This is a genomic window from Shewanella nanhaiensis, assembly GCF_019457885.1.
In the GTDB taxonomy this organism is placed as follows: domain Bacteria; phylum Pseudomonadota; class Gammaproteobacteria; order Enterobacterales; family Shewanellaceae; genus Shewanella; species Shewanella nanhaiensis.
Genome location: NZ_JAHZST010000006.1, coordinates 80,904 through 102,260 on the forward strand (window position 1 = coordinate 80,904; position 21,357 = coordinate 102,260).

Sequence of the window (21,357 nt, forward strand, 5' to 3'; positions counted from 1 at the left end):
TATCTTTGGAAACTGCGGACTCATTTATTGAGCATCTGAAACTAGAGCAGCATGTTGAAGGGGGTTATTTCCGTTCTTCATATCGCTCTGATGAGCAGTTTGATGATACTCGACCTCTTTGGACAAGTATCTACTTTCTGTTACGCACTGGAGAGGTATCTAACTTTCACCGTTTGACGGCCGATGAGATGTGGTATTTCCATGCAGGTCAATCGCTTACTATTTACATGATTGATGAGGCAGGGGAGCTAACTACGGCTCTGTTAGGGTTAAACCTTGCAGCTGGTGAGCGGCCACAGTTTTTGGTCCCTAAGGGATGTATTTTCGGCTCGGCTATGAATAATCCAGGATTTTCGTTAGTGGGTTGCATGGTGTCGCCAGGCTTTACGTTCGATGATTTTGAACTGTTTAGTCAAGAGTGGTTACTGGCCCAATACCCCCAGCATAAAGAGGTTATCACCCGCCTTAGTCGTTAGATTGAATAACCCCTTTTAGCAGATAAAAGAGAGCCAGTATCAACATCCGTTGATACTGGCTCTTTACACTTTACCCTGAGATTTTTTAAGACTTGTTGTATAGCTTATCTAAATTTGAGTTTTGCTCTGCCTTTAAGGTTGTCATTGTCTTTGACAACAAGTTTTACCTTAGAGGCGCGGTTGCCAAATTTAATGGTAACTGGGCCAGAGGCTTTGCTGCCATCATTAAACTTCCATCTGTGCTGGGTGATATAGCCATCGTCATCATAGCTAAGTGATACAAAAACATGGATAAACCATAGGTTTATATGCTTAATCACAGCGGTAGGTTTACTCTTTTTAGATACTGAGATTGTTTGTGAACTGGTGTGAGACAGGCCGTCATCGTCGGTCACGGTGAGGCTCACCAGATAATCGCCGCTTTGACCATAGCGATGGGTCAAGGTTTCGGTATCTGCACTGCTTCCATCACCAAGATCCCACAGGTAACTGACTATCTCGCCATCCTCATCACTGGCGGTGCTAGTAAAGCTGACCTTACTGTTTTTGATATTAAAGTCAAAGCTAGCAACAGGGGCGATATTCTCCTCCTCATCTTCGATGATAGTGATCAGCAGAGGCGGATTATCGGCAGGGGCATTAGCGCCCGAGAGAATGATATTGAACTGAGTGTCACCTTCCAGGTTATCGTTATCTAAGATATTGATGGTTAGTGTTTTAGTGGTTTCGTCAGCAGCAAAAACTACATGGGTGTCGATGGCCTCATAATGGATGCCAGCCATGGCAGTCAGATCTTGGGTCGCTACTTGAATCGAGGTTTCACCTGCAACGCTGCCCTCTCTTTGTAAGGTAAAGGTGAAACTCATGCCATCTTCGGCAACGCTATCGCTGCTTAATACTGCATGCACCTTGTCCTGAGATACGGCATCTACCTGTATGCTATCGAAAGAGGCATCGCCTTTTTCTCCCTGAACTTGGTAGTCGAGTCTAAACTGAACCTTCTTCCCTGCGTACTCATCGAGATCCACATTAACCTGCTCCCACTCTCCATCTGTGTGTTTTTGACCTATCATCTGCCAAACAGGAAGCCAGTTTTGGCCATTATCTAATGTGGCTTCAATGGAGAGTGTGCCCATATCCTCACCATACATGGAGAAGTAGAACGCCATTGTTGGAGAATTCTTGCTAGTGAAGTCAAAGCATGGGCTGAGCATGGCAACATGATCGCCTTCGCTAATAAAATCATCCATCCTACTGGTGTCGACATGGATAAAGCTATGGCCCTCTACGGGCTCATCGGCACCGGTGCGCGATGAGGAGGTGTCACTGTCAAAGCGCCAGTTATATCTGTTATTGGCGACATCCTGAACCCAAGGGGTTGCAGCTACTACCTCGTTAACGTTAAAGCCTTCATGGTGAGGATATTCAATCACTTGGGTTGAGTTATCACAGGTTGGAACGGTTCGACCTTCGCCATACTTGTCATAAAGATGGTACTTGTCGGTGGAGATCAGACTTAGCATACGAGTCTGCTGCTGCGGGGAGAAGTGAGTACGGCAGCGGTTTCTGCCTCCGCTCATGATGTTTTTAGCATCTGGAGCATAAAGCACTCCCTCATCATCAACAAGGTCACCGTTATATACACAGTTTTCTATGTAATCATCTTCATCGGGATCTGGAGGGGTATCGATAATATGATCGCCATATTTCCAACCCATAGGACCTGCTAGCAGCGAAATTGGGCCATCACTGTTACTTGAGTAGGTGTGTCTGATGCTGAGGTTGTGACCTATCTCATGGGCGGTGGTGGAGTAGATAAGATCTTCGGGATCGACCTCTACAGCATCCGTTGCTTCATAGGGCCACCAAGCGTGACCATTAAGGCGTTTGAGCTCGGTCACGAGTATGTTGTAGCTATTGAGGTCAAAGAAGGGTCTGACTAGCTCCTCATCGTCTGTGTCCCACCCATCTTCTGGATCATGGAAACCCGGTACATCTTCGTTGGTAATATAAACCGTATCTTTATGATTAAACTGCACGCCCATAGATTGGTAGTATAAGTTTAACTTTTCGATCCCCTCTCTTAGTGTCTCCCCATCTGCTTGCGCATCTGTTCCCTGTTTATCTGCTGCGGCAACTAGAAAGCGAACATCTAGTACCTTAACCTCATTGTCCTCTGCTAGAGATTGAGAGGAAAACAACAATAAGGCTATCACTCCATATAAGCTGCGATATGAATATTTCACGTTAATATCTCCATCACTTTATTATTATCTGTTGGTGTTTATCTGCTTGTTGATTGTCTTTAATTAGTCCATGGTCAATTCACCTTTGCGGCAGCGCTAACGCCCTGACTGCCGAATCTCACTTGTGTGAATATACTCATCAGATAGTGGGTGGGAGATTTCTAAAACCTTTCTAAGCTCGTTTTTATATCTATTTTTTATCTCTACCAGCAACTCATTGAATTTCATAGGGTGGTTTTGTTGGAGTATTAAACTGATTGTGAGTGCTTTCGTGGTGTTTTATCTTGAACCTTGTTGCTGAGGGAGAACATCTTAGATAGCTGAGGGAGTCATTAATCTTTAAATCAGTGTCGTCATCTCTTGTTATGGCGACACTCATTCACCTGAATCATACCCCTAAAAATCCTTCCTATATCACATTATTAATTAATCAAACCTCGCTGGTGTCATGATTGCGTATCCAGTCACAATCTAAAGTGAAATTATGGATATGATCCGTGCTCCTAATCCAATGTCGGGTTATGAACATGAGAATAAATAAGTGAAAAAGCTAAAGTTATCTATTTTAATTGGTGCGTTATTAGGTACTTCAACAGCTGTGATGGCCGATGAGTTCAAGCCTTCTGTTGATTTGGGCGGTGCTGTAAAGGTTAAGTACTTCGTTGATGATGGCAATGAAGCGTCTAAATCAAATGGCGGTACATTCGCATTTGACGCATTAGAACTCGATATCGATAGCCATATTAGTGAAAACTGGACCGCAAGTGCTAAGTACGTTTTCAAAAACTCTTCAAGCAATCATTTCATTAAGTACGCTTTTGCTGCGTACAATGGTGTTGAAGATTGGCAGTTCCAGGGTGGTGTTATCAGCAAGCCATTTGGTAATAAGAGCTTCATCTCACACAACTGGTGGGAGAGTATCAACTACTACATGGGCTTTGAGGATGACTATGATCTAGGTGCTAAAGCTATCTATAGCAGTGGCAACTGGACCTCTGAAGTAGCATTTTTCAAGAACAGTGAATACTACTCATCATCTGATACCCGCGGTTATGCTGCAGATGCCTTCACAGGTTCTATTGGCGATAACACCTATGACAATGAAGAAACCAATACATTCAACATCCGCCAGTCTTATGTTTTTGACTATGACAAGCTAACAGTCCAAGTTGGCGCGTCACTAGAGTACGGACAGCTATATAATGCCACCCATGACGACCATGGAACATCGACAGCCTATGCTGTTCACTTAGATGCTCAGTACAGCGGTTACCAGCTACAGCTACAGATGGTTGATTATGACTATGATCAATATGATAGCGAAAACAGCAATGGTCTATATGCGATGAAGATGGGCGGTGGCGCTTATGAAGTGGCTGCTAAAGGTCAAATCTTTGCTGCTAATATCGCCAAATCTATCGGTTATGATTGGGGGACAGTTACCCTGTATAACGACTATAGCCTCTTGACACCAGACACAGATATTAACGCTAATCTAAATGATTCGGTGATCAATACAACTGGTGTGAGTATTGGGGTATCTGACTTCTTTATTTTTGTTGATCATATCTACGGCAAGAACGCTGTATGGTTAGGTGGTCAACAAGGTCTTGGTATCGAAAACCAAGATGATAATTTCTACTCTCTATTCAATATCAGCGTAGCTTACTATTTCTAATCTTAAGACTCGTAAAAGAGATCTAGAATACACACTAGATCTCTTTTGAATCTCTTTCTTATCAGTAGAGAGGATTTAGTCTGCGTTAACAGAGCGTAAGAATGTTTTTCTATGGTTATACTTATGATTAATATCAATATTTTCTGAAAGTGTCATAGTAACCGCTTTAACCACTTCCCCATCAGCTTGAAATTTGCTGACACTATGATTAACAAAATCAACCACAAAAATACTCTCATGAGCTTGATCAACTAAATTTGTATCTGCCTGCTGTAGTCGTTGTGAGGCGGAGCAATCATTACACTCAATTGTGCTGAAGTGGGCATAAGAGGCGCCGGAAAGTAATGAGCCGAAAAGTAGTCCAGCAGTTATAATTATTTTATTCATGTTCTCTCCCATATTAACCTTAATCATTTTGTGATCTAAGTCACACTTATTGTGCTGGTTAAATTCTAAATTGTCCATCAGTTTCGTTAACTTTTACTTACTGATTTTAACTATTACCTGTTTTATATTAATGACTTATAAATGGTTGACTAAATTAAGATTGGCTACTATAGGGCTGATTTTTTACTGCTATTTGCTGTAATGTTGATGGGAAAAAAGCGTGAAGATGATGATTTAAAGAGATGTTGTGTTATACCAATCGGTGTTAACTGATATCAATTTTTGATAAAAAAGCCAGTCAGTGAACTGACTGGCTTTTTACTTACTTTATCAAAGCTTAGTGCTGTCTATTTGTGTTACCAGATGCGAACGCGCTGATCTTCAGGAAGATACAGCTCATCACCCGGTTTTACATCAAATGCCTTGTACCAAGCATCGTGGTTACGTGGAGCTTGTGCGCGGTAACGGCCAGGAGCGTGAGTACCTGCACGTAGCTGGTTTAACATGCTCTGCTCGGTGCGCTTCTCTTTCCATACCTGTGCCCAAGCAAGGAAGAAGCGTTGATCGCCAGTCACACCGTCTATAACAGGGGCTACTTTACCGTTCAAGCTGAGCTTGTAGGCGTGGTACGCCATAGAGAGGCCACCCACATCGCCAATATTCTCACCTAAGCTGTTACGGCCATTGACGAAGTTATCTGGAATTGGCTCATACTTGCTGTACTGCGCGGCAAGCTGATCGGCCTTGGCTTCAAATGCGGCGCGGTCAGCGTCTGTCCACCAGTTACGCTGAATACCGTTTGCATCTGATTTTGAACCTTGATCATCGAAACCATGGCCCATTTCGTGACCGATAACCGCACCAATACCGCCGTAGTTCACTGCAGGATCGGCATTGGGATCGAAAAACGGTGGTTGCAAAATTGCCGCAGGGAACACAATCTCGTTAAACGAGCTGTTGTAATAGGCATTCACACGCTGTGGTGTCATGCCCCAACGGTTACGGTCGGTTTTCTTTAGCTCTTTGGCTATGCTGTCGGCTTTAAAGTATTGACGTAGGTTTTGGATATTTCCGACTAGATCTTTATTGGTTAACTTAAGACCATCAAACTCTTGCCACACATCTGGGTAACCAATCTTAGGGTTAAATGCGGCAAGTTTTGCATGAGCGTTAACCTTAGTGTCTGCGCCCATCCAATCGAGACCGTCGATACGTTGACCCATAGCTGTGCGTAGGTTTTCAACCAGCTCAGCCATCTGCTGCTTTGATGACTCTGGGAAGTAGCGCGCCACATAAACCTTACCAATGGCAAAGCCAAGTGATTGTGTGCCTGACATCTCAGAGATAGCACGCTTCCAACGTGGGCGAGGCTCCTCCTGACCACTTAATGTTTTGCCATTAAAGGCAAAATTAGCGGCGTAGATATCTTCAGAGAGTAACCCTGCATTATTGCTGATGGTGTGGAAGGTCAGGTAATCCTGCCATACACTGAGTGGCTCTTGGTTGACCAAGGCGATCATCGCTTTAATCGGCTCAGGCTGTGACATATTCAGCTGAGGAACCTGATAACCTGTCTCCTTGAAGTAGAGATCCCAATTAAACCCTGGGTACTCTTTAGCAAGCTCAGTACGCTTTATCTGGTTTAGAGTCAGATCGCGATTACGACGCTTCTCACGAGGCCATTGACCTTCGGCCATCTTGGTCTCTAGCGCTAAAATTTCAGTCGCACGAGCTTTGCCATCTTTTATTCCGGCAAAGGCAAGCATCTCGGCGATATGCTCAACATAGGCGGTGCGAATTTTGACAAAGCGCTCGCTATCCTCAAGGTAGTAGGAACGGTCGGGAAGCCCTAATCCAGTGGCACCCATTGACATCTCATACTGGTTTGGATCTAAGCGGTTAAACCACATACCGCCTGCGATAGGTGAGCTTGCACCTGTTAGCCAAGCGCCGCCGAAGATCTTAGTTACATCATCGGTCGATTTGATCTGCTTGATTGAATCTAAAGTAGGTTGTATTGGAGTGATACCTAGTTTGTTAGCGGTATCAGTATCCATATAGGCTTGATAGAAGTCTGCAATTAGCTGCTCTTCAGCGTTAAGGTCGCTGCGGCTAGCGATATCATCGATGATCTCTTTAACCTGCTTTTCGCTGCGCTCCGCTAAACCGGTAAAGGCGCCAAAGCGAGTCTTGTCTGCTGGCATCACATAGTTGTCATACCAAGTGCCGCTAGCATACATAAAAAAGTCATCGCCAGGCTTAACGGCTTCGTTACGCGCCGAAAGATCAACACCAAAACTACCTAGCTCTGCCTTGGTTGAACTGGCTGCTGTCACTGCCTTCTCAACGTCACTGTTTTTAACTTCTGATGTGCCGCAAGCCGCTAAAAATGTGCTGGCTAAGGCGATAGCGATTAAGGATTTTTTCATTTTTTATATTCTTCCTTGCTAAAGTGGGTCGCTGTTAAATAAACCTGTACATACTCCAATGTTGTCAAAAAATGTCAACATCTGATTTGTTAGCAAATTTAAGTAAAGTTTGAATGAAAAACTAACTATGTTATCTATGTTAACGCTTACAGATTAATTGGCGATTAAAGCTCAGAAGGTCCGGGCTTTGTCCTGCTAGAGAGAAGATGAATAGCCCGATAAATAGAGTATGAAGAGGATTTAAGCGTCAATGGATATCACCTTAACCCATGCGGTTTTGCTACTTGTTACCGGCTTTTTTGCTGGAATCATTAATACCTTGGCAGGTGGTGGCTCAAACCTGACCTTGCCTGCACTCATGGTGATGGGGATGCCTGCTGAGGTGGCTAATGCCACCAATCGAGTTGGCGTTTTAATGCAGTCTGTTGTTGCGGTATTGGGATTTAAAAAGCATGGCAAGCTCGACACGGATGATACTGTGCCTATCCTGATCCCCACTATTGTTGGTGGTCTCTTAGGCGCTGCAGGCGCTGCTTATGCTCCCAGCGAATGGATAAAACCTCTGCTGCTGGGCACCATGTTATTGATGGCATTTATTATTCTAGTTAAGCCCTCGATGGTGGCACCTGAGTTAGGCACTCCAGTTAAACTGGTATCGCAAACCCCAGCTTCATGGTGGTGGTTAGGCGTGGCTGGTTTTTACGGTGGTTTTGTACAAGCGGGCGTAGGCTTTGTTTTACTGGCCGCTCTAGCAGGCTCTTTACGATACGATCTTGTGCGAGCTAACGCACTCAAAATGCTCTGTACATTAGTTTTTACCTCAGTTGCACTAGTGCTATTTATCATTGAGGGGCTAATTCAGTGGTTACCTGGATTGATACTCGCGCTTAGCACCATGTTTGGCGCTCACCTTGCGGTGAAGCTTGCGATTAAAGCCAGGCCTGAAACTTTAAAATGGTTTCTGTTTATTATGACCTTGGTAGGTTGTATAGCAGCTATGTTTAGTTAGTTCTGAACGCTAACGTATTGTGTTTTTGCTTCTTTTTTGCTTCTTAGTATCACTATTTGGTGAATAGTTTTTTCTTGATGTTTAAAAAAGTAGACGTTAAATAGGGGGGGGGGGCGCGAAAGTAGAAATGGATGTAAATTTAAAGCTAGTGTTGTATTGTTAGAACAAGGGAATAGGAATTAGTGTATTAGTCTGAATACATGTTAAATACCACATTAGGGATTAAAGTGATTTTAACGGAATCTAAAGAACGCAAAGGTGTGAAGCTATGTAAATGGGACAAGGCTCAAGCTTGTGTTCTTGTTATATCTGCTTTTGTATTACTCCTTCTTACAGCATTAGGAGTTGTAACTGTTTTACCCAGCCTGACAACTACCGTAAACTCTTGGTTTGATGGTAATCACTGGATCGCAAGCTATTCAGTTTTTTTATTTGGCTGGGGAGTTTCATTATTTTTGAAACTATTATCTGATCGCTTTCAATTTGAACAGTGGAAATATGTTTTTTTGTTAGCATTTTCTTTGCTAGGCTCAGTATTAGTGTCAGCTTTAACTGTAAATACGTTTTCACCTTATTTAATGGCTGCTGCTCTCACTCTTGCTCATTTAAGCTGGTGGTCTTGGCGTAAAGAGTTTAATGAAAGTAAGACGTTTAATACTAAACTTTCTGATACTGTTAATTCGTTAGAGGGTAGTTTAAGCACTTTAGATAACAAAATTTTAGAAGCTACTAGCAGCTTGTCACAGATTGACACTACGGTTAATACTCTTGACCAAGTAATTAATAATATGCCAAACGAGTCTGCTTTTAAGGCTGCTTCTGAAATTTATGGTGTAACATTTAAAGTTGCTACCGATCTTAAAAACTCACTTCCTATACTTAGTAAAAGTGTTAAAAACTTAGGGAGTGACAGAAAGAAGACAAAGGAAGCACTGGAAAAGAGTGATTCAGAAGCCCGAGATGCAATTAATAGTACGTTAGAGTCTTTTTGTGCTATAGCTGAAGCGTGGACACAAACAACGGCTTCGTTTTTTGAAGCTAATATTATGCTTGTAGAAAAATCTACTGATTTAGATAAGAGTTCTGCTCATAATCAGGAGGCTTTTGAAAGAGGCTCATGTTTTTTCCCTAGTAACGCTTCGTTGGAGAATTTGTCATCTATTTGTGAGAGTGTGCTATCTGTTTTTACGGATGTCGGCTACTTTGATGAATCTCGACGTGGTAGCAAAAAATTAAAACCCTTACTCTTACCTGTAGGCGTTTTTGCAAAATATGATGCTATATCAGTGCCAGGAGCACCTTCTGCTTTTGAAAGTAAAAATGTTGTACTGATAAACAATGTTGCTGATATTGCAAATACTTTTAAGTCATATGGTGATATTCAGAAAAATAGTATTAGTGCGTATTTTGATAGTCAAAAAGGTTGTGGCTCTGTTATTTCATTACCGATACCTATGACTTGGTCTCATGGTGGATATTTCGGAGTTGTAAATGTCTATAGACCTGAGTCTGGTGGGGTTAAAAACGAACATCTTTTTTATCAACTTTGTACACCAATTTTGTATCTTTTGTCTGATCTGCTATCATACAAGCTCAGACTGTCCAGTTTGAGTAAAGACCTAGAGGTTTTCGTAGATGAGTAATTTTGTTTTTTTAACCAGAACAATTAATGAACATATTTCTAGTGAGTTAGAAGTTTCTGATGAGCAAGATCTACAAGTGTTAAATGACAGAATTCAAAAGAATATTCAGATGATTTCGGAAATTAATGGTGTGTATCTGCACACTCGAGAAAGCTGTACTAATGAAAAGAAGCAAGAAGATAACTGGACTACAGCTGTTGCAGGCTAAGTTTTGCTTCTTGAACAACTTAAATTAATAATTTAAATCGGTTTATCCTTATAGGTTTTACCTGTTAGCTTATCCCCCCTAAAGAAACACCCTTCTAACGTAGCTATTTTTGAACTGATAAAGCTGCAATCAACTATCGAAAACTTGGGAAAGTGAAAGTTGAAGCAGAATTCACATCAAAAATTGATCACAGAGAATGGCTTTACTGTTTTTAAACAACCTGAAGGCTCAATTTGCCGATGATACTTGTCTTATCCTCTGGGCTGGAACTTGTAACTGCTCCATAAGATAGAGCTTAAATGGGCTTCACAGGGCTGTTTTGCGATAGCTTTCTCCAACGCCATATTCGCAACTTCTTGGGGTCATCTATTCTCTCAAATCATTAGCGATAGCTCACCCAAGGCTAAGTTAAGTGGTGGGACTTAACCTCGGGAGAGCAGTTTAGCTAATGAAAGTCGCTTACTTTATATCGAATCTATCATTGACCATCACCTTATGCCAAGCGGCGATAAAGTCAGTGATAAACTGCTCCTCAGCGTTTTTAGATGCATAAAACTCACTGATGGCGCGAAGCTCAGTGTTAGATCCAAACACTAGATCCACTGGAGTCGCAGTCCACTTTAGCTTACCTGTTTTTCTATCATAGCCCTCATAAAGCGCCTCACTCTTAGGCTTTTTAGACCACTTCACAGACATGTCGAGAAGATTGACGAAAAAGTCATTGGACAATACGCCGGGCTGATCGGTAAATACTCCGTGATTAGACCCGTCGGCATTGGCTGATAACGCCCTCATGCCGCCAACTAATGCTGTCATCTCTGGCACGGTTAATGTCAGTAGATCTGCTTTATCAATCAGCATCTGCGCTGGAGAGAGATTACTCTCATCAGAATAGTAGTTTCTGAACCCATCGGCCGTACTCTCTAATACCCCAAAAGAGGCCACATCTGTCATCGCTTGGGTGGCATCCATTCTGCCAGGAGTGAAGGGAACCTTATTGTTAAAACCTGCCTCTTTTACCGACTTTTCGATGGCTGCAGCACCACCTAATACAATGAGATCGGCAAGAGATATCTTGGCTTTTTTAGACTTTTTATTAAATTTGTCTTTAATCTTCTCTAGCTTATTTAATACCTTAGCTAGTTGCTTAGGATTATTGACCTGCCACTCATTTTGCGGTGATAGATTGATGCGAGCGCCATTGGCGCCACCACGCATATCGGTGCCGCGGTAGCTCGATGCTGACGCCCAGGCTGTGAGCACAAGATCTTGAACCGAGAGGCCTGATTTGAGTATCTCCGATTTCAGTTTAGCGATATCGGCATCATTGACGACAGGGTGATTTAGCTCAGGGATTGGATCTTGCCAAACCAGCACCTCTTTAGGTACCTCATTTCCTAAGTAGCGAGAACGCGGGCCCAGATCGCGGTGATTTAGTTTGAACCAAGCTTTAGCAAATGCGAGTTCATATTTGTCTGGCGACTTTCTAAAACTCTCGGCTATCGCCCTAAACTTAGGATCTTCCTTGATGGCGATATCTGTGGTGAACATGATGGGGGCATGACGCTTAGTGGGGTCATGGGCATCAGGTACTAAGTTAGCAGCTGTGTCTGTATCTGGGATCCATTGAATCGCCCCAGCTGGGCTCTTAGTTTTCACCCAATTAAAGGTAAATAGATTATCGAGGTAGTTAGTGGTCCACTGGGTTGGGGTGATTGTCCATGCTCCCTCTAATCCACTGGAGGTTGTGTCGGCACCTGAGCCTGTTCCACAGCGATTTTTCCAACCAAAACCTTGCTCCTCTACTGCGGCAGCAGCAGGCTCTGGACCTACGCATTCAGTTGGTTTTTTTGCGCCGTGGGCTTTACCAAAAGTGTGTCCACCGGCAATCAGTGCAACAATCTCTTCATCATTCATCGCCATACGGCCAAAAGACATACGAATATCATTAGCGGCGAGCAGTGGATCTGGGTTGCCGTGTGGGCCGACGGGATTAACATAGATAAGTCCCATCTCAACTGCGGCTAGTGGGCCTTTGAGCTTGCCTTTTTTATCACGCCTCTCGTCGGTGAGAAACTTACTCTCTGGACCCCAATAGACGAGATCAGGTTCCCAATCATCTTCTCTGCCGCCTGCATAACCATAGGTCTTAAACCCCATAGACTCGAGTGCCACGTTACCGGTTAATGCGATAAGATCGGCCCAAGAGATACTCTGTCCATATTTCTGTTTTATCGGCCAAAGTAGTCTTCTTGCCTTGTCTAAGTTGACGTTATCTGGCCAGCTGTTGAGTGGGTCAAAACGCTGCTGTCCGCCTCCCGCTCCACCACGGCCATCGTGGGTTCTATAGGTGCCTGCAGCATGCCAAGCCATGCGGATAAAGAATGGGCCATAGTGACCATAATCAGCAGGCCACCAATCTTGTGAGTTGGTGAGTACTTTATCGATATCCTTTTTTACCGCTTCAAGATCGAGTTTTTCAAAGGCTGCTGCATAGTCAAAGTTGCGATTTTGTGGGTTTGACTCAGCGCTGTGATTTCTAAGAGGGGTTAAATCTAACTGATTTGGCCACCAAAATTGGTTTGATTTAGGTTGTTCATTTTCCACCGCAGCAGCGGCGGTAACCATCACCGCAGATATGACAAAAGATAAGATCGTTTTCTTAAACATAATAATGACTCCGTTCCATTTAAATATCTTGAAATGTTAATTAGAATTATTCTTTATTCGTGCTTAGATTAAACTCAAGGTTCATTTCATCTGGTAACCACCTTTATATTGTCTAATGTTTTTAAAAAGCTTGTTATATCCTCGACCTCTTTATTGGAGAGTGTTATTCCAAGTTGATGAAACCCAGTATCTTTTACTGCTTGTTCTAATGATGTTTCTGCTCCATCATGAAAATAGGGCGCCGTTTTTGATACATTTCTTAATGAGGGAACTTTAAATTGAAAATCGTCGGCAGAACTCTTAGTTAAATGAGCTCTTCCTCTATCAATTTTATTAGGGTAGGGATTAACAACGCCCATTCTTGTAAACATCTGTCCTCCAAGAAGAGGGCCATTGTGGCATGCGACACAGCCCGCAGTGATAAAAGTCATCACTCCCTGTTTCTCTTTTTCAGATAACACATTGGTCTCACCATTTAAAAAAAGATCAAACCTGTCTTCCGATATTAAGGTTCTTTGAAAGGCGGCTAGGGCATCCAAAATATTATGAAAATTCAGCGGGGAGTCTTCATCTGGATAGGCTTTAATAAATAGCGCTAAATAGCCTGTGTTTGTTAAGCGAGTGATAGCTTCCTCTTCCGAGGGGAGTGCCATCTCTATGGGATTTAATATTGGAAATTTTGCTTGCTCTATTAGTGTCTTAGCTCTTCCATCCCAAAACTGAGTAAACTGCAATCCAGCGTTCCAAGTGGTTGGGCTATTTCGCGTACCTGCCGTACCTAAAGCCCCAAAAGACACTGCTAAGTTATCTGTGCCAGAACCGGGGTTTTCATCTGTGCCTAATAAGTTATGACACGAGTTACATGACTGGGTTTTATTGATGGATAGTTGATTATCAAAATAGAGTCTTTTCCCTAAAGCTATTTTATCATCATTGTCATTTTCTCCCCCAGGCATCTTATTGGGTAAGGGTTTAAAAAATTTAATCGCGATAGCATGAATAGAGTTTTCTGTGGCATCAGCCTGTACTGAATCACAGATAAATAGGAGTGTAAGTAAACAAAATATTGTATGTTTCATATTTGTTTCTTTTAAATTAGATGTGTTTAAATTACATTAAAAATGAAAGGGTACAAATCAATTGTATCGATTGTTTTAATAGCTAAAACAGATTGGTAATAGTATTGGGGAATATGTGGTAGTACTTTTGTCTATTTCGGGGCGATAAAAAAGGATATGTTTAGGCTATTTATGTTCCATCTGTTCCAATTTCATCTGTTTAGTAAAACAAGATGAGTATGGTTATATAAATAGTGTTGTTTAATCATGTTAGTTATAAAAGAGTAAAAGTCGGATGAAGGCACTATTTACTCTTTTTTAGCCTAAATCAAAAGCGGCTTGGATCAATTGAAAGTGTATCGGCACGAGTGCACTTTGCTCTGTGCGGTAACCGCCACCGACAACGGCGGCCACAGGAATGCCTCGCTGCTTCATGGTGTCGAGTAGAAAGTGGTCTCGCTGGTAGATGGCTTGAGTCGATATATTGAGGTATCCCAGCTCATCGTCTTGATGTATATCGACGCCTGCATCATAGATAATAAGATCCGGCTGGTGCAGGTTTACCGCCATCTCAACCACCTGCTTAAACGTGGTAAGAAAGTTGTTATCGTCAGTGCCACGGGTTAAAGGCAGATCGAGATCGGAGTCAGGTTTACGGGTAGGGAAGTTTTTATCACAGTGAAAGGAGAGGGTGATGATATCATCCCGGTCTTGGCATAAGGTTGCGGTTCCATCACCTTGATGCACGTCGCTGTCGATGATCAAGACCTTGTCGATATTCTCTCTTTGCAGTGCAAAGTGAGCCGCTAACACCAGATCGTTGAGCAGGCAAAAACCGCTACCAAAATCTTTATGTGCATGGTGATACCCGCCACTTAAATGGATGGCAACTCCATGCTCAATCGCTTTCATCGCCGCTAATACTGTGCCAGCTGCTGAGGTTAGCGTGCGCTGCATTAGTGCTTCACTCCAGGGGAATCCGATACGGCGCATCTTATTTGCTGCTAATGTCCCAGTTATTAACTGCTCAACATATTCATCGCCATGAACCTGCTTAACCTCATTAGCTGTTAACGCTTCAGGGCTGAAAAATGCCAGCCTCTGCTGCCAGTTACTGTCTGTTTCCCTTTTTTTAATTATGAAATCATAAAGATACTGATACTTCATTATTGGGTATCTATGACCTTCAGGTAGCGAGAGGTGAGAGTACATCGGATGATAAATCAGTGGCAGCATGGCAAGTATTAGCGGTGAACAGTGGCAAGATAATAACAGCTTTATTATGTCTGTTTAAATAAGCGGTTTTAAACATAGGACGACACTGATTGCCTGCGAGGACGTTCGCAAGCTCACTGCTAGGACGCTACGCTGCGAGTTAAAAGCCAAGCCGAGTATTTGTCATTGCCGTCATCCCGGGCTTGTTCCGGGATCCATTGTTTTGAAACTGAGAAGGGCGGGCTTCGCCCTGCTAGAACGGCACTACGTGCCTGCGAGTACGTTCGCAAGCTCACTGCTAGGGCGCTACGCTGCGAGTCAAAAACAAAAGCAAAGACTCAAGACAAAAGACAAAAGCAAAAGATGTTCTCACCACGGAGCGCTACGCTACACGGAGGTAAAGCTGGAGGAAGAGATGATGGCTTTTGATCTTCTCCGTGGTATCAGTGTTCAACAACGTCCCTGTTTAACGGCTAGTTCGGCTCCTGCCTCTTGCTCATTGGCACATGGCTTTGCCATATTCGCTGTGGTGAATGGCTTAGTGCTTTAGAGCTGGTGCAAGTTTCTGTCTAGGAGTTGCGAATGGAAAATAGGCTGTTACTTTAAAATTTTAAAAATAAAGTATATAAAAAACGAGAGTCTAAGCTAGCTTATTATAAAATAATTTAATTGATTGGTAAGTATATTGGTTTTTGTGGTTGACAATATTAACACTCCTAAGTTAACAATGAAAAGAGCTGTAGGTAAATTGATTTTTACCTATACCATTCTTGTTTTACTTTATAAAAAGGAATTAAAATGAAAATCAAAGCATTGACAGCTTTATTGACATCAATTTTGATATCGAATCCAAGTGTGGCTATAAATTTTAATGATATACACAGTTGCCGAGCTCATCTTGACTTTATAACTGAATCAAACCTTAACCCCGTACCTTCACAGTATTCCTCTTCTGATATAACTCAGATTCGAAAGTCATTAGCGGAATATAATCAAGATATTATGGATAAATACCTTGAGCCTGCGCTACAAGAGGAGAGTGGAGGAGATGCGGATAAATTAAAATTGATGAAAGATAAAATTGTTCAAAATCATCGTATTATTGTGAAAAACCTAGAGGCTAGATATCAGGATAAACGTATCTATATGGAGTTGGTATTAGCTGTAGATAACTGCATTAAGTCTGTTAGACCATCAGATAATCTAAATGAAGAGTTAAATAAGACTGTGAATACAATGCTATCACTGGCCATGAAAAAATAATCCTCTTTAAATATTTCATACTTTATCTTTTTATTTTTCTTAAGTTTGTTTTTGATTAATAAACGTTATAGATAGTTTTTATTTGTGGAAAGCATCAAGGGAAGTGCCATTTACATCTTCGCTTGGTGATTTTTGATTTTTATACATCACTTGAATATAAACATTTGTGGATTTTCTTTAAAAACTACCAACTCTACCTATATCTCGTTCCAATAGATTCTGAAAGAATTATTTAATCAACGGAAATTATAAATCTCAGGTAATGAGGAAACGAGGCACGAATGAAATTTAAAAAAAATATAAGAAAAATAGTAGGTTTGAGCTCCTTTATCAGTATGAGCTCTTTTGCGACAAACCTTCCAGTTAGCACAACTCCTTTAGACTTAGATACTTCATTTAATTCCAGTGGATTAGTTCAGTTCAATTATGGTGATAGTACTGCTGTTGACGCTAGATCTTATTTCTATGATGTTGAAAGTACAACTGACGGTAAAGTGATTGCTGTTGGTCATGTGTCTCGAGCTAGTGTTAACGGTGCTTATGACATGCTTATCGTAAAGTACAATCAAGATGGCACCTTAGACACCAGCTTTGATTCTGATGGTAAGTTGATTATGCCAATGCTTGATGATGCTCGTTTGGGCTCAGTGGCGATACAGCCTGATGGTAAGATAATAGTATTGGCAATCACTCGAGAGGTTGATAAACCTTTTCAGGTTCAAGTGATGCGCTTTAATATAAATGGGGCATTAGATACAAGCTTTGGGGATAGTGGGAAGTATACATTAGTTAACCCAGACAAAGAGTTACGGGGGAAAGATCTGGCTATAGCCTCTAATGGTGATATTTTATTTATGGCCCATGAGTTTCTCGAGAAGTCGTTTGGGATCCAGAAGTATCAAACAAAAATTATCAAGTTGGATTCATCCGGTGCCGTCGCCCCTGGTTTCAACTTAGCTTATGTAGATTCGGTACATGTAGGTGATTCGAGTGAGCACTCTATCGAGATGGAACAGCTCTCTTTAGATGACAGCGATAATATTTACGTCTCAGGTCGTATGATTGGTGTTAGTAATAGCAGCCATACCCGACGTTATACGATGTTGGCGGGCAAATATAACATTAATGGAGATCCGCTTACATTTGGTAACCTCGGTGCGGATTCGAATTTTTGGTATTTACATTCAGATCTCACTGATACAGCCCCTTCAGGCGTTCCTCAATCCAACAATATCCTCAACACTAGTCTTGTATTGCCAAATGGTGATGTTGTTAGTGCGGGTTGTGATGCTACAGGGCTTTCAAGATTACAAAAACAGACAAGCTCTGGAGATTTTGTCACTGCATTTGGAAATAATGGAGTACAAACATTTGATAATTTGACTAGTGCTGGTGGTGGAGAGGAGTGTATCAATGAGCTAGCATACCACCAAAACATAGGCCTAATTGCTGTAGGTAATGATAGTAATGAACAGATGGTCTTTACTATTGACTCTCTGACCGGCAGCTTAACCCAACTCTCTTCTGGAAAGCTTATTCCCTCCTCAACTGGAACGAGTCCCAATGGTCGGCTGGATGCCATTAGTGTTCTGAAAAATGGTAAAATATTAGTGTCTGGCACTACCGGTGTACCTTTTTCCTCGGGAAATACAGTTGAGTCAGCATTAATGGTTCATATTGGGGAGTCGCTTCCTGATGCAACCAACAATATTGATGTAATGAACTTTGCTTCTGTTAATGATGCGCCTTTATCATCTCAAGTGACTTCGGTAGCAGATACGGCAACTATTTCCCCTTCTGGAACCGTGACGGCATCGGTATTAAATGGTGCTGTTATTCGTAATGGAGGGGATAGGCGATTAACTGGACTACTTGGTATTTCCGATGGCGATAGTCTTCAGCTTTCACACACTTCTGCAAATGAAGTTAGCGGGAGTAAAACAACCTCATTAATTGTTCGGGCAGGTCAAGTTGGTCATCATAGGAATAATAGATCGTGGAATACAGGTAATGAGGTATTCAATTTCACCTCAATTGCATCGGCGGCTGACACAGTACCAGATAGTTTTGTGTTACAGCCAACATCGACAACTCTTTACCAGTTAGCTGTTATCGCAATCTCGAATACGATCACTGTATCGGGTATTAATGCCGATACGCCTATATCTGTCACTGATGGAGAATACTCTATCAATGGTGAAGGATATATCAGTACAGATGGCATAGTTCAACAGGGGGATACAGTATCAGTTAGGCATACAACGGCAACGTGTACCTCTTGTACCCAAACGACGACATTAGATATTGGTGGAGTAATAGCTAATTTTGAAAGTACCACTATTGAGACTGATACCACACCAGATCCTATACCACTTAATCATAATTACAGCGAAACCCCGCTACCAAATGAAACGATCACATTTAATGATGTGATCACTGTAACAGGAATTAATGCGCCAACGGAGGTCAGTATCTCAGCTTCGGCACTCTACAGTATCAACGGTGGTACCTTTACCAGTGATACTGGTACGGTGAATAATAACGATGTGATCAGTGTTCGATATGACGCGTCTGCTATTTATAATGGGGCTAAATCAGTTGAAATGTTGATTGGTGGTATATCCACTCATTTTCACAGTACAACAGCAGAGAAAGATACCACCCCTGCTAACTTTAGTTTTGGTGTGGTAAACAATGTCGCAATAAGTACGCTAGTAACATCAACACCATTAACAGTGAGCGAGATAAATGCTCCGACTGCTATCTCAATTGTTAATGGTGAATATAGTATTAATGATGGAGCGTTTATGACCTCGGCATCTACTGTCAGCGATGAGGATAAAGTCATTGTACGTCACACATCTTCCGATAAGAATGATGTTACTAGCATTACAGAGCTGACTATAGGTGGAGTCGTGGGTACCTTTTCGACTAAAACAGAACCCCTTGATGATAAAGTTAATCACAATAGTAGTGGCGGAGCGTTAGGAGTGGGGTTGCTATCACTGCTACTAATCTCTGGCTTTAGGAGGATAAGGGAGTTATAACCAAGAAGCGAGGGAGCTAGATCAAATCTAAAGGGTGAATTTGAATGTTCAAATTCACCCTTTTAGGTTGCTACTAAAGCATTTTGTCCAGCGATTAATTTTGAAACTAGTATCGAACGTGACGATAAATTGAGTTTGAAGTAGATATTCGCCAGATGATTTTCAGTGGTCTTCCTTGATGTAGACATCTTTTCTGCTATCTCTTCATTAGATAAGCCTTGACTAATAAAAAAACATATAAGAAGTTGTTTTTTAGATAAAATATTAAAATCTTTTCCAAAAAAATGAAGCTCGACAATATAATAATTATTTTTTTGAGTAACGATAGAGATGAGGCCTGCGAAACCATACACTCCTTCAGATAACGGAGAGCGGGGTAAAATTGCTTGTAAGTTTGAGATCCCTGCCATCTCTAATAGTTCAGTAAATCCTTCTTCCTGTTCTAAAATCTCACCTTTCTGGTTGCAAACCGCTTTAAATCGATATGAGCACTTCTCTGAAAAGTAAAATTTAGACAATAGGTTAAGGCGAAAACCTTCGGCAATATGAGGTAATATAAATTGAATTATTTCTATCTGGTTAGCATCTAAATCGGACGGTGTAGTGGCTGTCAGTGAATGAACTAAACCGGATTGTTCGGCCTGATATTCAAAGCGATTATCTTGGGGAGGGAGTTGCTTGGTATCTGAAATATTCCAGGTAAATATTTCACTAGGAATAAACTCAGTTAAACCTGCTATACAGTGTGCTTTATACTGTTCAGAGGTTAGGTATTGGCTGCTATTATAGATCCCAGCAATATAAAGGCTTAATTCAGAGGATAAAAGGCACGGCTGACTCGGTCGCTTCATTTGGGCTCCAATAGCACCGCAATGGCTTGATATCTCGATGTCACATTGAGTATCTTGTTTATCTCTTTTAAATGATTACTGACAGCATCTTGCGAGATATACATCTTATTTGAGATCTCTTTGTTTGATAAACCTTCACATAAAAGTTTACATACCTCCTTTTTTCTTTTACTTAAGCTTTCCTCAATAGATAGTTTGTTTATTTCAACATATATTAGCCCATCGAAATTTTGGGTGCTTACCTGTATTTTATTTTTCTTTAAAAACGTAGGGTTGTAGAGGTTTTCTATATCTAGAGTATTGCCATTAACTATGTTTAATTCATTAATAAACTGTTCGAACCTCTCTTCTGACTCTATGATTTTCCCATGCTTATCGACTATCCCTCTTAAACAGTAACGGTCTTTCCCTTGCTTACTCACTGAACTGATTAGGTTTACTCTAAGCGCTTCAACAAAATTGGGGATGAAAAACTGTTTTATCTCTCTCTCCTCTTGAGTGAAGTTGACGCTTCTATCATTGCGACAAAAGGAGAAAGCATTAAAGATTTGAGAGTTTAAATTAGCATGCATAGTGACCATCGCATGTTCTATATCATACTTTTTACAGTGCAATAAATAGAGATCGGAGCTTTCCATTATGTCATTTGGAATGATCTCTAATACATCGAAGGTTTTGTTTAAATGAGTCTGAAGGTGTCTTGATATCGTTTGGGCTGTTTCAGATGCAGAAACCATCTCAATATAGTTTTTCATCACGCCATTTGGCAGGTTGTAAGTAAAGGAGTCGTCATCGAAATATGGTGTATCCATTTCAGAACGAGTGATCCAAAATCCCATATCAATAGGAATCAGCTCACTAAATCTATTCATGGCAGCTTGCTTAAAGTTCTCTATTGGTTGTTCATATGCGAGTCGGTAGATATCAACAATACATCTATTGATTTCTTTTTTATCTAACAAGTTCAAACCCTTACCTCTTTTTTGTTGATGATTTTAATTCAGCTGATACTTTGAATTTGTTAGTGTGAGTTTACTAAAGTGTAAGGTAATTGGTAGTTTTTTTATCGTCTAGATTTTAGTGTTGCAGTAGATTCTGCTGATGAATCATAAAAGGTTGGGGGAAGGGACTTCATCTTGATGTTTTAAGATATCAAGGTCGGGCTTCGCCTTGCCAG

16 protein-coding genes are annotated in these 21,357 nt (G+C 41.5%); 8 read left to right on the forward strand and 8 right to left on the reverse strand.

All coding sequences use genetic code 11. The features are described 5' to 3' along the window. Positions 1 to 5: 5 nt before the first annotated feature. On the forward strand, positions 6 to 476 hold the full coding sequence (locus K0625_RS10250) for a cupin domain-containing protein (RefSeq protein WP_220109763.1): 471 nt from the start codon (positions 6 to 8) through the stop codon (positions 474 to 476). 104 nt (positions 477 to 580) lie between these two features. Here the strand turns inward: K0625_RS10250 and K0625_RS10255 are convergent, their stop codons facing one another. Beyond that, positions 581 to 2,722, reverse strand: coding sequence for a PKD domain-containing protein (locus K0625_RS10255; protein ID WP_220109603.1), 2,142 nt, complete (start codon positions 2,720 to 2,722; stop codon positions 581 to 583). A 541-nt stretch (positions 2,723 to 3,263) separates the two neighbouring features. On the opposite strand from K0625_RS10255, the gene K0625_RS10260 reads away from it, so the two are divergent. Continuing rightward, a complete protein-coding gene (locus K0625_RS10260) occupies positions 3,264 to 4,400 on the forward strand; it encodes a hypothetical protein (protein WP_333473847.1) in 1,137 nt (378 codons plus the stop codon). Positions 4,401 to 4,475: 75 nt separating this feature from the next. On the opposite strand, the gene K0625_RS10265 is transcribed toward K0625_RS10260, so the two are convergent. Both K0625_RS10265 and K0625_RS10270 read right to left on the reverse strand, forming a co-directional pair. Next, positions 4,476 to 4,787 carry a hypothetical protein gene (locus K0625_RS10265; protein ID WP_220109604.1) on the reverse strand — a complete coding sequence of 104 codons (312 nt, stop codon included), beginning with the start codon at positions 4,785 to 4,787 and terminating at the stop codon, positions 4,476 to 4,478. 356 nt (positions 4,788 to 5,143) lie between these two features. Then, entirely contained in the window at positions 5,144 to 7,216 is a 2,073-nt protein-coding gene (locus K0625_RS10270) for a M13 family metallopeptidase (RefSeq protein ID WP_220109605.1), read from the reverse strand. A 250-nt stretch (positions 7,217 to 7,466) separates the two neighbouring features. Between K0625_RS10270 and K0625_RS10275 the strand changes: the two genes are divergently transcribed. The 3 genes from K0625_RS10275 to K0625_RS10285 all read left to right on the forward strand — a co-directional run bounded on the left by K0625_RS10275 (position 7,467) and on the right by K0625_RS10285 (position 10,076). Further along, positions 7,467 to 8,225: a sulfite exporter TauE/SafE family protein gene (locus K0625_RS10275; RefSeq protein ID WP_220109606.1), complete on the forward strand. Its 759-nt coding sequence runs from the start codon at positions 7,467 to 7,469 to the stop codon at positions 8,223 to 8,225. Positions 8,226 to 8,452: 227 nt separating this feature from the next. After that, positions 8,453 to 9,868, forward strand: a complete 1,416-nt coding sequence (locus tag K0625_RS10280) for a hypothetical protein (protein WP_220109607.1) — start codon at positions 8,453 to 8,455, stop codon at positions 9,866 to 9,868. Further along, positions 9,861 to 10,076 carry a hypothetical protein gene (locus K0625_RS10285; protein WP_220109608.1) on the forward strand — a complete coding sequence of 72 codons (216 nt, stop codon included), beginning with the start codon at positions 9,861 to 9,863 and terminating at the stop codon, positions 10,074 to 10,076. Before K0625_RS10280 ends, K0625_RS10285 begins: the two co-directional genes overlap by 8 nt. Positions 10,077 to 10,535: 459 nt before the next feature. Here the strand turns inward: K0625_RS10285 and katG are convergent, their stop codons facing one another. The 3 genes from katG to K0625_RS10300 all read right to left on the reverse strand — a co-directional run bounded on the left by katG (position 10,536) and on the right by K0625_RS10300 (position 15,040). Then, complete coding sequence (gene katG / locus K0625_RS10290; RefSeq protein ID WP_220109609.1) at positions 10,536 to 12,746, reverse strand: catalase/peroxidase HPI; 2,211 nt, start codon at positions 12,744 to 12,746, stop codon at positions 10,536 to 10,538. 86 nt (positions 12,747 to 12,832) lie between these two features. Next, positions 12,833 to 13,825, reverse strand: a complete 993-nt coding sequence (locus K0625_RS10295) for a cytochrome-c peroxidase (RefSeq protein ID WP_220109610.1) — start codon at positions 13,823 to 13,825, stop codon at positions 12,833 to 12,835. A gap of 297 nt (positions 13,826 to 14,122) precedes the next feature. After that, positions 14,123 to 15,040 (reverse strand): histone deacetylase family protein, encoded by a 918-nt coding sequence (locus tag K0625_RS10300; protein ID WP_220109611.1) that lies wholly within the window; start codon positions 15,038 to 15,040, stop codon positions 14,123 to 14,125. Between the two features lie 394 nt (positions 15,041 to 15,434). Here K0625_RS10300 and K0625_RS24665 point away from each other — a divergent pair, with 394 nt between their 5' ends. From K0625_RS24665 to K0625_RS10310, 3 genes are all read left to right on the forward strand, one after another. After that, entirely contained in the window at positions 15,435 to 15,569 is a 135-nt protein-coding gene (locus K0625_RS24665) for a hypothetical protein (protein ID WP_269902798.1), read from the forward strand. A 248-nt stretch (positions 15,570 to 15,817) separates the two neighbouring features. Continuing rightward, a complete protein-coding gene (locus K0625_RS10305; protein WP_220109612.1) occupies positions 15,818 to 16,282 on the forward strand; it encodes a hypothetical protein in 465 nt (154 codons plus the stop codon). A gap of 281 nt (positions 16,283 to 16,563) precedes the next feature. Further along, a complete protein-coding gene (locus K0625_RS10310; protein WP_220109613.1) occupies positions 16,564 to 19,329 on the forward strand; it encodes a delta-60 repeat domain-containing protein in 2,766 nt (921 codons plus the stop codon). A gap of 62 nt (positions 19,330 to 19,391) precedes the next feature. Here the strand turns inward: K0625_RS10310 and K0625_RS10315 are convergent, their stop codons facing one another. Next, positions 19,392 to 20,180, reverse strand: coding sequence for a helix-turn-helix domain-containing protein (locus K0625_RS10315; protein ID WP_220109614.1), 789 nt, complete (start codon positions 20,178 to 20,180; stop codon positions 19,392 to 19,394). Beyond that, positions 20,177 to 21,142 carry a helix-turn-helix domain-containing protein gene (locus K0625_RS10320; RefSeq protein ID WP_220109615.1) on the reverse strand — a complete coding sequence of 322 codons (966 nt, stop codon included), beginning with the start codon at positions 21,140 to 21,142 and terminating at the stop codon, positions 20,177 to 20,179. The genes K0625_RS10315 and K0625_RS10320 overlap by 4 nt, the downstream gene beginning before the upstream one ends. Positions 21,143 to 21,357 lie beyond the last annotated feature (215 nt).

What these genes read in the sequence shown, in the direction of transcription:
- K0625_RS10265 (WP_220109604.1), bottom strand. Translation starts at nt 4,787, where the DNA reads ATGAATAAAATAATTATAACTGCTGGACTACTTTTCGGCTCATTACTT.
- K0625_RS10270 (WP_220109605.1), bottom strand. Translation starts at nt 7,216, where the DNA reads ATGAAAAAATCCTTAATCGCTATCGCCTTAGCCAGCACATTTTTAGCG.
- K0625_RS10275 (WP_220109606.1), top strand. Translation starts at nt 7,467, where the DNA reads ATGGATATCACCTTAACCCATGCGGTTTTGCTACTTGTTACCGGCTTT.
- K0625_RS10285 (WP_220109608.1), top strand. Translation starts at nt 9,861, where the DNA reads ATGAGTAATTTTGTTTTTTTAACCAGAACAATTAATGAACATATTTCT.
- katG (WP_220109609.1), bottom strand. Translation starts at nt 12,746, where the DNA reads ATGTTTAAGAAAACGATCTTATCTTTTGTCATATCTGCGGTGATGGTT.
- K0625_RS10295 (WP_220109610.1), bottom strand. Translation starts at nt 13,825, where the DNA reads ATGAAACATACAATATTTTGTTTACTTACACTCCTATTTATCTGTGAT.
- K0625_RS10300 (WP_220109611.1), bottom strand. Translation starts at nt 15,040, where the DNA reads ATGCTGCCACTGATTTATCATCCGATGTACTCTCACCTCTCGCTACCT.
- K0625_RS24665 (WP_269902798.1), top strand. Translation starts at nt 15,435, where the DNA reads ATGATGGCTTTTGATCTTCTCCGTGGTATCAGTGTTCAACAACGTCCC.
- K0625_RS10305 (WP_220109612.1), top strand. Translation starts at nt 15,818, where the DNA reads ATGAAAATCAAAGCATTGACAGCTTTATTGACATCAATTTTGATATCG.
- K0625_RS10310 (WP_220109613.1), top strand. Translation starts at nt 16,564, where the DNA reads ATGAAATTTAAAAAAAATATAAGAAAAATAGTAGGTTTGAGCTCCTTT.
- K0625_RS10315 (WP_220109614.1), bottom strand. Translation starts at nt 20,180, where the DNA reads ATGAAGCGACCGAGTCAGCCGTGCCTTTTATCCTCTGAATTAAGCCTT.